Genomic DNA, 10,603 nt, shown 5'->3' with positions numbered 1-10,603 from the left:
GTCCGGGGTCGAGGGGGTGGCTGTTGGGGGCTGCGCGACCTCTGTGGTTCGTGCGATGACCGGGGTTTGTGTGACCGTCGGGGTCTGTGCGACCGGTGCGGGGGTCTGCGGCGTGGAGGACGTGGGACGGGTACGGGCCGGTCTGGGCGGGGCCGCCCCTGCCGACCCCTCCGCCACCGGTCCGACGGACCTCTGCGCCGCCGATGCCCCCGAACCGACGGACCTCTGCGCCGCCGATGCCTCCGATCCGACGGGCCGCTGCACCGCCGATGCCCCCGATCCGACCGGCCGCTGCACCCCCGATGCCCCCGATCCGACCGGCCGCTGCACCCCCGATGCCACCCCGCTCCCGGTGCCCGGCGGAGCCACGCCGACATGGCGCAGGCGCGGACCCCCGACGACGCGGGCCTCCACGGCGACGCCGGTCTCCCCCGCCGCGCCCCTGACCTGCCGGCGGAGCAGGGTCGCGGTCCGGCCGCTGGGCAGGGTGACCTCGTCGAGGGTGCGGTGCGGGGAGGCGATGAGCTCCTCGGCCTTCGCGCGCAGTACGGCCATGTCGACCCGGCCGAGCGCCCCGCCGTCGGGGCCGAGCCGCAGTTCGTCGGGCTGTTTCGGCCAGCCCCGCGCGTGGCCGTCGGCCCGCCGGTACGCGGTGAGGAGCGCACGCTCACGCAGGGTGGCCTGCTCCAGCAGCCGGCCCTCGATGCTCAGGGCGGCCTCGCGGACCATCCGCACCATCGCCGGGTCGCCCTGGTCGCGCAGACACGTGATGTCGAGGACGGCCTCGATCCGTCCGCTGAGCGGGTCCCGGACGGGCGCCCCCGCGCAGGCGAAGGGCTGGAGGCAGTCGGCGAAGTGCTCCCGGCCGGCGATGTAGACGGGGCCGCGCTCGACGAGCGCGGTGCCGACGCCGTTGGTGCCCACGACCGCCTCCGAGGCGTCGAACCCGGGGGCGAACCGCACCGTGTCGAGGCTCTGGCGCAGCTGCCGACTGCCGCCGAGCCGCTCGACCATGCGGCCCTGTCCGTCGCACAGCGCGATCGTCATGCTCACATCGGCGAGGGAGGTGGTCAGGTCGCTCAGCACGGGGCCCGCGGCCTGCAGGAACCGGTCGTCGAGGGTGACGTCCTCGGTGTAGCGGACCAGCAGCCGGTTCGGCTCCAGCCCGACGGAGAGGCACCGCTTCCAGGAGTCGAGCACCGAGTCCCGCACGTCCGACTCGACCAGTGAGCCGGCGAGGAATCGTTCGTGGGCATCGACGAGACCGCCGATGTCGTCCCAGGCGACGGACAACGGGACCACTTCCTCACCCGAAGCCGGCCCGGTCGCGCACCGCTGCTCGACCCGCGGCCCGGGGGCTTCGCCAAGCCATATCACCCTAGTCCTTCCGTGACGCGCATCACAATCAGAGGAGAGGTACGGGCAGCTCCTCAGCCCGGGGGCACGCGACGTGCGCACAGCCCCCGCAGGCAACCAGGCCGATCCGCGCCATACTTGACCGCATGCGGTCACTGCGGGGCCTGACCTGTCTCGCCGCCGGGCTGACGCTGGTGGCCGCCGTCGGATGCACCGGAGGCGACGGCGAGCAGGCGGCACGCACCGGGGCCCCGTCCGCGTCGGCCCGAACCGGCGGCGGCACCTCCGGCGCGACCTCCGCACCCACGCCGCCCCCTTCCCCCACGCCCGCCGACCCGGTCTCCCTCCCGGCCCTGATGCAGCGCGAGCACCGCGGCTCGGACCTGCGCCTCGGTGCCGTACGGCTGCGGACCGACGCCTACACGCAGTACGCGGTCACCTACCGGTCGGGCGGCCTGACCATCTCGGGAATCATGAACGTCCCCCGCGGCGAGGGCCCGTTCCCCGCGCTGGTCCTGGCGCACGGCTACATCGACCCGGACGTCTACACCACGGGCCGCGGCATGCCCCGCGAACAGGACCTGCTCGCCCGGCGCGGCTATGTCGTCCTGCACACCGACTACCGCAACCACGCGGGCTCCGACGACGACCCCGACAACGACGTCAACCTGCGGCTCGGCTACACCGAGGACGTCATCGCCGCCGTGCTGGCGCTGCGCTCCGCCGCCCGGCCGGACGTCGACGACGAGCGGATCGGGCTGGTGGGGCGGTCGATGGGCGGCGGGGTCGTGTACAACACGCTGGTCGTGGCGCCGGGGCTGGTCGACGCCGCCGTCGCCTTCGCGCCGGTCAGCTCCCGCCCCGAGGAGAACATCGACCGCTTCCAGCGGCCCGAGGGCGACCCGCTGGTCGAGGAGATCGAGGCCGCGCACGGCACCCCCGAGGAGAACCCCGAGTTCTGGCGGCAGGTCTCGCCGGTCACCTACGTCGACCGGGTCAGGGAACCCCTGCTGATCCACCACGGCACCGCCGACGACACCTGCCCCCTGGCCTGGACGAGGGCGACGGTCGCCGCGTTCGAGGCGGCGGGCAAGGACGTGGAGCTGCGGACGTACCGCGGCGAGGGGCACACGTTCGGGCCACGGTGGCCGGACTCGATGGACGCCACCCTGGCCTTCCTCGAACGACATCTGCGCTGACCGGCGAGAACCGAGTGAGGAGACCACGCGCATGCCACAGGTCGCGGTGAACGGCGTCGAGATCTACTACGAGTTGGCGGGCGACGGCGATCCGCTGGTCCTGGTCCATGGGTCCTGGGGTGACCACTACAACTGGTTGCCGGTCATGAAGGACCTCACGCGCGACCACCGGGTGCTGGTGTACGACCGGCGCGGACACAGCCGGAGCGAGCGCCCGCCGGGGCAGGGGTCACGGCGCGAGGACGAGGACGATCTGGCGGCACTGATCGAGACCCTCGGCTTCGCCCCGGCGTTCGTGGCGGGCAACTCCTTCGGCGGGTCGACCGCGCTGGGCCTGGCCGGCCGGCGTCCGGATCTCTTCCGGGGCATCGTCGCGCACGAGCCACCGCTCATGGGCATCGTGGCCGACGACCCCGAGTCGGGGCCGCTGATGGCGGCGACCGGGCGGCGCATGGCCTCCGTCGTGGCCCGGTTGCGGGCGGGGGAACCGCTCGCGGGGGCGCGGCAGTTCGTGGAGGAGGTCGCCTTCGGCCCCGGGGAGTGGGAGCGGATGCCGGACCGGGCACGGGAGACGTTCCGCGTCAACGCGCCCACGTTCGCGGACGAGCAGGGCGACCCGCAGTGGGCCGACCTCGACCTCGCCGGCCTCTCCGGCTACCGGGGCCCCGCCCTGCTGACGCTGGGCAGCGAGAGCCCGACATGGTTCGCCGCGATCGTCGGCCGCCTGTCCGGCGTGCTCCCACGCTCATCGACGCACACCTTCGAAGGCGCGGGCCACCTCCCGCACGTCACCCACCCCGCCGATTACACACGTCAGGTAAGGGCCCTGGTGGCGCGGGGGCGTCGGGCGTCGTAGCGGGCGAACGGCGGGCGCCGTACGCGGCGTTCGTGGGGCGGGCTGTGACGGACGACGCACAGCGGACCGCAAGTTTTTTCCCGCGGCGGTGATTGTTCCGCGCGATCCATCCGTACCTCAGGGGGTACCGGCCGTTCACGTCAGGAGTCACGATGCCCATCTCGCGCCGCATGGTAGGCACCGTCTTCGTGGGAGGTGCCCTCATCCTCACCCTCTCCGCCCTCGCCTACCCCGCCATGCTGGGCGTGGAGACCACCTCGACCAGCCAGGATCGCGTCATCGCCAACACCCGCTACGGCCCGCTGACCGAGGCCGACCGGGACTTCGTCGTCAAGGTGCGCGCGGCGGGGCTGTGGGAACACCCGCTGGGCATGATGGCGATGCAGCGGGGCACCACCCCGGCGATGAAGGAGGCCGGCCAGCACCTGGTCGTCGGACACGCCCGGCTCGACCTGGCCTGCCGCAAGCTCGCGTCCGAGCTGAACATCACGCTGCCCAACCAGGCCAGCCCGCAGCAGCAGCAGTTCGTGGCGACCGTGGACTCCAAGACGGGCAAGGAGTTCGACGCCACCGGTGTCGCCATCATGCGGGTGACGCACGGGCAGATCTTCCCGGCCATCGCGAAGATCCGGGGCACCACGCAGAACACCATGGTCCGTCAGCTGGCCGACCTGGCGAACGACACCGTGCTCGACCACATGACGATCCTTGAGAAGACCGGCCTGGTGAACTTCGACGCGAACAACTTCCAGCAGACCACACCGCCGAAGCTGCCCAAGGACCAGATGACCCCGCCCGCACCCCAGCCGGGCGCGCCGGTCCTCACGCTCGCCATCCCGAAGGGCCTGGAGGATCTGAACACGGCGTCGCCGTCGGCGCTGCCGAGCGCGGACGTCAAGTGATGTGACAGCGCCCCGGAGGGATGCCGGGGCGCTGTGACGTCCGTCCGGGACGCCGTATCAGCCCGTCTTCCACCCCCACGGCGTGTCCAGCTGCTCCCACTCCGCGGCCCACTGCTGCAGGCGCCGCCGCTCCATTCCCAGCCGTACGACCCAGGCGGACCCCAGCACGACCCCGGCGGCGCCGGCGCCTGCCAGGACTCCTCCGGCAACCGCGTGCAGCAGGATCTCGGTCTCGGACAGCGGCTCCTTGGGGAGGACGCCGCTGCGGTCGGTCCACACCTCGACCTTGCCGCCCGCCTTCGTCTTGGGCGCCACCCGCGCCTCGTCCGTGCGCACCGAGCCGTTCGCGTCGGTCCAGCGCACGGTGGCCCACACCAGATGGTCGGAGGTCACCCGCGCGGGCCCCGGATCCTCCGCGTCCTTCACGAGTACGGCCGTCACCCGGTGGCTCTCGGCCCGCTGCTGCTCCGCCGAGTGCACGACCGCTTCTGCCGCGGCGATCCCGCCGAACACGGCGCCGAGCAGCGCCAACAGCCATCCGCACAGCACGACCCAAGCCTCGACGACGTCGCAGCGCCGCCTCAGCGGATTGCGCCGCCACCGCCACAGTCGCACCCTCGGGCACTCCGAAGCAGCCATGCCGACACCCCCTTGAGCACCGACAGCACCCTTCCAGTGTGCGCCTGTTGGCCCCATCGCGTCGGTCGAGACCTAATGAATGAAGCATTCAGCATCCATAGCGCCACACGGTGGAATCATTCACCAGCGCCTCTACGTACACCAGCCCGCCTTTCGGTCCTGGCATTCAAAGGGCGCTACATACGGTGGCTGATACCTTCGTTCCATGCCCCCCACGGACGTCACCGCGCTGATCCGCACCGAGCTGCCCCGGCTGGCGGGCTCCCTGCGGAAGGTCGGTGAGCTGATCCTGGAGGATCCGGCCGCCGTCACCCAGTGTTCGGCCGCCGAGCTGGGCCGCCGCACCGGCACCTCCCAGGCGACGGTGACCCGCTTCTGCCGCGCCATCGGGCTGGACTCCTACCAGCATCTGCTGATCGAGCTGGCCCAGGAGCGCGGACGCGGCCAGGTCTCCGACTGGGGCGCCGCCGAGATCGGCCCGGACCTCTCCCCCGACGACTCCCTGGAGCGGGTCGTGCAGGTCGTGGGCAGCACGGACCTGCGTGCGGTGCAGCAGACCATCGACCGGATCGACCTGGACGCCGTCGAGCGGGCCGCACAGGCGGCGGCGCGGGCCCGGCGCATCGACGTGTACGGCGTCGGTGGCAGCGGGGCCGTGGCTCAGGAGACCGAGACCCGGCTGTTCCGCATCGGCTGTGCGGTGCGCGGCTGGACCGAGGTGCACGCGGCCGCCACCTCCGCCGCCCTGCTCACCCCGGCGGACGTGGCCATCGGCATCTCGCACTCCGGAGCCACCAGGGAGACCGTCGAGCCGCTGGAGCTGGCCAAGGAGCGCGGGGCGACGACTGTGGCGATCACCTCCGACCCGCGCTCGCCCCTCGCCAGGGCCGCCGACATCCGGCTCGTCTCGACCGCGCCGGAGACCGGCTTCCTCACCGGCCTCGGCGGCCGGCACTCGGTCCTGGTGCTGATCGACTGCCTCTACGTCCGGGTCGCCCAGCTCTCGTACCAGCGCGCGAGCGCCTCGCTGGCGCTGACGGACCACATCGCCACGCAGCATGCGGTGAAGTCCCGGCGCGCCCGCTGAGCACAGCCAGCCGGTGCCGTGAGACCGTTCCCGGCGCCGTCCGTCAGACGCCCGCCAGCACCTCGGCCACGGCCCGCAGACTGACCCGCCCCCGCCCGTACGAGCACAGCGCGCCGCCCTCCGGCAGTCCCGTGTCCACCCGCACCGCGTCCGGCCGCCGGGCCAACAGGGCGTCCCGCAGCCGCACTTGCCAGGGGTGCAGCCCGGCGTCGCACGTGGCGACGACCAGCGCGGCGGCCCCACAGCGGCGCACGATCCCCTCGACGAGGGCGTCCGGATCCGCGCACTCACCGGTCACCGCCGTCCCCGTGGCCCTGGGGTCGACGGCGCGCACCTCGGTCAGCAGGTCCTCGCCGCCCCAGTTGAGCGCGGGGTGGGGCGGCGGGAACAGGTCGACGACATGGGCTCCGCGCACGGCGGGCGGCACGCCCCGGCTCCGTACGGCCCTGCGCGCGGCTTCGAGCCCGACGCCGGCGTGCTCGGACGCGGAGCCCGCGACGGTCGTCGTGGTGGCCGGGGTCGCGTACCGCTCGGCGAGCCGGCGCACCCGCGCCGCCGCCTCCTCGACCCGTTCCCGCGCCAGGACTCCGCTGCGCAGCGCGTCGAGCACGGCGTCCCGGCAGCCGAGGGTGAGGTTCAAGTCCCCTGCGGCGATGACGACTTGGTCCGCGCCGACGGCGAGCGCGATCCGAGCGCCGGCCGCCTCGCCGTACTCGGCGGCGATGGCCTTCATCTCCAAGGCGTCGCTGACGAGGACGCCGTCGAAGCCGAGGTCGTGGCGGAGCAGATCACCCAGGACGCGCCGGCTGAGCGTGGCGGGGCGGTTGGGGTCCAGAGCCGGGAAGACGACGTGGGCGCTCATCAGCATCGGCACACCGGCGGCGATGGCCGCGCGGAACGGTTCGAGGTCGGGCTGGAGTGCGTCGTACGGCCGCGGATCGACCGCCACGGCGTGGTGACTGTCGGTGGCGGTGCCGCCGTGGCCGGGGAAGTGCTTGGCGCAGGAGGCCACGCCGCGGGCTTCGGTCGCGGTGATCCAGGCGCGCAGATGGCGGGCGGCCCGCTCGGGGTCGGCGCCGAAGGAGCGGGTGCGCACGATCGGGTTGTCCGGCCGGCGCTGGAGGTCGGCCACGGGGGCGTAGGAGACGGTGATGCCGAGGACGGCGAGGTGTGCGGCCAGTGCGTCGGCGCAGCGGGCGGTGAGGTTCGGGTCGTCCACGACGCCGAGGGCGTAGGAGCCGGGGACCTCCGGGGCGCCGGTCGCGCGGAGGTGGCCGATGCCGCCGCCCTCGTTGTCGACGGCCACGAGGAGGTCGGGGCGTATGGAGCGCAGCTCGTCCGTGAGGCGGCGCACCTGTTCGGCGTCGCGTATGTTGCGGGTGAAGAGGATGACGCCGCCGAGGCCGCGGTCGACCAGCTCCTTGAGCGGGTCGGGGACGCTCGTGGCCCCGTCGAATCCGGCGACGAGGCAGCGGTGGGCGGCTTCGTCCAGGTCGACCGGGAGGGCGGCCGACCCCGGGGACGTGTGCTCGAAGGGGCTCACCCCGGCAATGCTCTGGATCGGTCAGCCGAAAGTCAACCTTCCGGCGGATGACTGATTCAGCTGCTCACCATGCGGACAGCCGTCACGCGGTGAGCCTCTTGGCCTTGCGCAGGGCGTCCGCGAGTTGCTCGAGGACGGGCGCGTACCCGGCGTAGCTGTAGCGCTCCTCCATGGCCCAGGGCACGGCCTGGCCCGCCCGGACCGCGGGCAGCTGCCGCCAGGTCGCCTTGGCGTCGAGCTGCTCGGCGCTCATGGCGGAGGAGCGGTTGTCGACCATGATCAGGTCCGCGTGGTACTTGTCGGCGTTCTCCCAGCTGAGGAACTCCCAGAAGCCCCACTCGTCGGACTTCCTGCCCTCGACGAACTCGACGCCCAGGTCCTTGTAGTGGTTCAGGTCGCAGTAGGAGTCGGGGACGGCGACGTAGAACTGGTCGTTGTCGCCGGTCACGGCCATGACCTTCAGCCCCTCGTTGGCCGCGGCCGCCGAGCGCACGGCCTCGACGGCTCTGTCGAAGCGGGCCCGGGCGCCGGTCACCTCCTCGGCCTCCAGGTCGGCGCCGAGTGTCGCGGCGAGCTCGGCGGTGCGCCGGAGCGGATCGAGCAGGGAGGTGCGGGCGACGCTGATCCCCACGGTGGGCGCGAGCGCCTCGATCTTCTTGCGGCTCTCCTGGGGGACGTACCAGAGGTCGGGCGCCGGGAACATGTTGCTGATCAGCAGGTCGGGGCGGAGCGCCGCGTACTTCTCGACGTTGAACTGCCCCCAGTCGGTGCCGAGGCTCGTCAGCTTCGAGACGTCCATGTCGCCGGCCTGCGGGTCGGGCTTGCCGTCGACGGGCCGGGTGGGCCCGAAGACGCCGTCGCACTCGATGCCGTAGTCGTGCAGCGCGGCGGCGGTGCTGACGAAGGCGACGAGCGTCTGCGGCGCCTTGTCGAGCGTGACCGTACGACCCCGGTCGTCCTTGAACGACCAGCGGCCACCGCCCTCCCCGCCGCCGGAGCCCTCCGCGCCGGCGTCACCGCCGTCACCGCCACAGGCGGCGAGCAGCGAGCCGAGACCGATGGCGCCGCCCGCGGTGAGCAGACGGCGACGGGACATGACTGGGGCCATGGTCGAACTCCCCCCGAGGCAATAATTAAGGGAAGGCTAACCTAACAATCTTGGCCAACCAACGGCCTTCGTACGGCCATGGCACAGCCGAACGAGCAAGAACCCCGGTCGCGTCGCCCGCCCGCCGACACCCCTTCGGCTTGCGGACACCACCGCGTCATGCCGACCGGGCACGTTTCCGACGTCCCCAACTGCCCTCGCCCTCTAGCCGTCGGCCCGCTCGCGCGGGTGCGACGCGGAAGGACGACCGCGCCGTGTCCTCGCTCCCGCTCAGCGATCTCCCCGGACCGCTGCCCGCCTGCCCCGCCCCCGTCTCCTACTGCGACCTGAACCACTACAAGGACCTGGGCGTCGAGTTCGTCGAGGGCAGGAAGTCCGACGAGTGGGGCTTCTGGGAGGGGGTGTCGAGCGGGGCGGGGCCCGTCAGCCGAGTTGCCGGGCGAAAGTGTCGTACGCCGGGGCGTCGAAGAGGACGAACCGCACCTCTTCGACGGAGGTCGGCGTGTTGCGCACCGTCTGCGTCGCGATGCGCGCCGCATCGTCCATGGGCCACCGGTAGACGCCGGTGGAGACGGCCGGGAACGCGACCGTGCGGGCGCCCAGCTCATCGGCCACGCGGAGGGACTCCCGGTAGCAGGAGGCCAGCAGCTCCGAGCGGTCCTCGGAGGCCGACCAGACCGGGCCCACCGTGTGGATGACCCAGCGGGCGTGAAGTTCCCCCGCGGTCGTGGCGACCGCCTGTCCCGTGGGCAGGCCCTTGCCGTAGTGGGAGGCGCGCAGGTCGCGGCAGGCGGCGAGGATCGCGGGGCCGCCGCGGCGGTGGATGGCGCCGTCGACTCCTCCCCCGCCGAGGAGGGAGGAGTTCGCGGCGTTGACGATCGCGTCGACCGTCTCTCGTGTGATGTCGCCCTGCACGAGCCTGATGGTGGTCATGACTGCCTCTATAGCAGGGCGGTACCGCCACCGCAGGTTCACCGCCAGGCGACCGGCAGCGAGCGCACTCCGTGGACGCTGCTGGTGGACAGGGCCAGCGTCTCGGGCGGCGTCGTCAAGTGCAGCATCGGGAGCCTGCGGAACAGGGTGGGAAGGCCCAGGCGGAGTTCGGCGCGGGCCAGCGACTGGCCGAGGCACTGGTGCAGGCCGTGCCCGAAGGCGAGGTGGCCGGCCGCGTCGCGGCGGACGTCGAGGGCGTCGGGGTCGGAGTACGCCGACGGGTCGCGGTTCGCCGACTGCAAGGCCACCACGACGCCCTCCCCCGCCCGGATGCGGACCCCGGACAGCTCCATGTCCTCGGTGGCGACCCGCCGTATCCCGGAGTGGATGACGGTCAGATGGCGCAGCAGCTCCTCCACCGCCACGGGCCAGCGGGACTCGTCGACGCGCAGTGCGTCCAGCTGGGCCGGGTGGTGCAGCAGGGCGATCACGGCCAGCGGGAACATGTTCGCCGTCGTCTCGTGGCCCGCCAGCAGGAGCAGGCAGACCATGCCGGTGGCCTCGTCGAGCGTGGCCTCGCCGGTCGCCACGCGTTCCGTGGCGAGCCGGGAGATCAGGTCGTCGGCGGGCTCCTGCGCGCGCCGCTCGATGAGGGCGCGCAGATAGCCGTAGAGCGCCATGCGGGCGTTCATCGCCTCGGCCGGGTCGCCGGCGACGCTGGTGAGGGCGTTGGACTTCGCGCGGAAGAAGTCGTGGTCCTCGTAGGGCACGCCGAGCAGTTCGCAGATGGCGAGGGTGGGCAGCGGCAGTGCGTACGACTCCACCAGGTCCGCTTCCGTCGCGCCGCCGAGCGTCATCGCGTCCAGCAGGTCGTCGCAGATCCGCTGGAGCGCGTCCTCCATCTGCTCGATGCGCCGGAAGGTGAAGTCGGGGATCAGCATGCGGCGCAGCCGGGTGTGGTCCGGCGGGTCCATCTGGTG

9 protein-coding genes and 1 pseudogene are annotated in these 10,603 nt (G+C 72.7%); 4 read left to right on the top strand and 6 right to left on the bottom strand.

The features are described from left to right. A pseudogene (locus tag EAO75_RS08780) lies at nucleotides 1-1,302 on the bottom strand (protein phosphatase); the annotation flags it as partial. 200 nt (nucleotides 1,303-1,502) lie between these two features. On the opposite strand from EAO75_RS08780, the gene EAO75_RS08775 reads away from it, so the two are divergent. The 3 genes from EAO75_RS08775 to EAO75_RS08765 all read left to right on the top strand — a co-directional run bounded on the left by EAO75_RS08775 (nucleotide 1,503) and on the right by EAO75_RS08765 (nucleotide 4,313). Then, complete coding sequence (locus EAO75_RS08775) at nucleotides 1,503-2,555, top strand: alpha/beta hydrolase family protein (protein ID WP_261989206.1); 1,053 nt, start codon at nucleotides 1,503-1,505, stop codon at nucleotides 2,553-2,555. A 31-nt stretch (nucleotides 2,556-2,586) separates the two neighbouring features. Beyond that, nucleotides 2,587-3,411: an alpha/beta fold hydrolase gene (locus tag EAO75_RS08770; RefSeq protein ID WP_147994495.1), complete on the top strand. Its 825-nt coding sequence runs from the start codon at nucleotides 2,587-2,589 to the stop codon at nucleotides 3,409-3,411. 152 nt (nucleotides 3,412-3,563) lie between these two features. Continuing rightward, entirely contained in the window at nucleotides 3,564-4,313 is a 750-nt protein-coding gene (locus EAO75_RS08765; protein WP_147994494.1) for a DUF4142 domain-containing protein, read from the top strand. 57 nt (nucleotides 4,314-4,370) lie between these two features. On the opposite strand, the gene EAO75_RS08760 is transcribed toward EAO75_RS08765, so the two are convergent. Beyond that, nucleotides 4,371-4,952, bottom strand: coding sequence for a hypothetical protein (locus EAO75_RS08760; RefSeq protein WP_147994493.1), 582 nt, complete (start codon nucleotides 4,950-4,952; stop codon nucleotides 4,371-4,373). Nucleotides 4,953-5,157: 205 nt separating this feature from the next. On the opposite strand from EAO75_RS08760, the gene EAO75_RS08755 reads away from it, so the two are divergent. Beyond that, the gene (locus tag EAO75_RS08755; protein ID WP_147994492.1) at nucleotides 5,158-6,039 is read left to right on the top strand and encodes a MurR/RpiR family transcriptional regulator; all 882 of its coding nucleotides are present in this window, start codon (nucleotides 5,158-5,160) and stop codon (nucleotides 6,037-6,039) included. A gap of 43 nt (nucleotides 6,040-6,082) precedes the next feature. On the opposite strand, the gene nagZ is transcribed toward EAO75_RS08755, so the two are convergent. The 4 genes from nagZ to EAO75_RS08730 form a co-directional block, all read right to left on the bottom strand. Beyond that, a complete protein-coding gene (nagZ, locus tag EAO75_RS08750) occupies nucleotides 6,083-7,582 on the bottom strand; it encodes a beta-N-acetylhexosaminidase (protein ID WP_147994491.1) in 1,500 nt (499 codons plus the stop codon). 82 nt (nucleotides 7,583-7,664) lie between these two features. Then, nucleotides 7,665-8,678 (bottom strand): ABC transporter substrate-binding protein, encoded by a 1,014-nt coding sequence (locus EAO75_RS08745; protein WP_261989205.1) that lies wholly within the window; start codon nucleotides 8,676-8,678, stop codon nucleotides 7,665-7,667. 435 nt (nucleotides 8,679-9,113) lie between these two features. Continuing rightward, nucleotides 9,114-9,623, bottom strand: a complete 510-nt coding sequence (locus EAO75_RS08735) for an O-acetyl-ADP-ribose deacetylase (protein WP_147994489.1) — start codon at nucleotides 9,621-9,623, stop codon at nucleotides 9,114-9,116. A gap of 38 nt (nucleotides 9,624-9,661) precedes the next feature. Then, nucleotides 9,662-10,603, bottom strand: a 942-nt coding sequence (locus tag EAO75_RS08730) for a cytochrome P450 (RefSeq protein ID WP_147994488.1), incomplete at its 5' end; no start/stop codon positions are given.

The organism is Streptomyces sp. UW30, from assembly GCF_008042075.1.
Lineage (GTDB): Bacteria > Actinomycetota > Actinomycetes > Streptomycetales > Streptomycetaceae > Streptomyces.
This window is presented reverse-complemented; position numbering and strand designations above follow the sequence as displayed.

Excerpts from the sequence above, each read along its gene's own strand:
- EAO75_RS08775 (WP_261989206.1), top strand. The coding sequence starts at position 1,503 with ATGCGGTCACTGCGGGGCCTGACCTGTCTCGCCGCCGGGCTGACGCTG.
- EAO75_RS08770 (WP_147994495.1), top strand. The coding sequence starts at position 2,587 with ATGCCACAGGTCGCGGTGAACGGCGTCGAGATCTACTACGAGTTGGCG.
- EAO75_RS08765 (WP_147994494.1), top strand. The coding sequence starts at position 3,564 with ATGCCCATCTCGCGCCGCATGGTAGGCACCGTCTTCGTGGGAGGTGCC.
- EAO75_RS08760 (WP_147994493.1), bottom strand. The coding sequence starts at position 4,952 with ATGGCTGCTTCGGAGTGCCCGAGGGTGCGACTGTGGCGGTGGCGGCGC.
- EAO75_RS08755 (WP_147994492.1), top strand. The coding sequence starts at position 5,158 with ATGCCCCCCACGGACGTCACCGCGCTGATCCGCACCGAGCTGCCCCGG.
- EAO75_RS08745 (WP_261989205.1), bottom strand. The coding sequence starts at position 8,678 with ATGTCCCGTCGCCGTCTGCTCACCGCGGGCGGCGCCATCGGTCTCGGC.
- EAO75_RS08735 (WP_147994489.1), bottom strand. The coding sequence starts at position 9,623 with ATGACCACCATCAGGCTCGTGCAGGGCGACATCACACGAGAGACGGTC.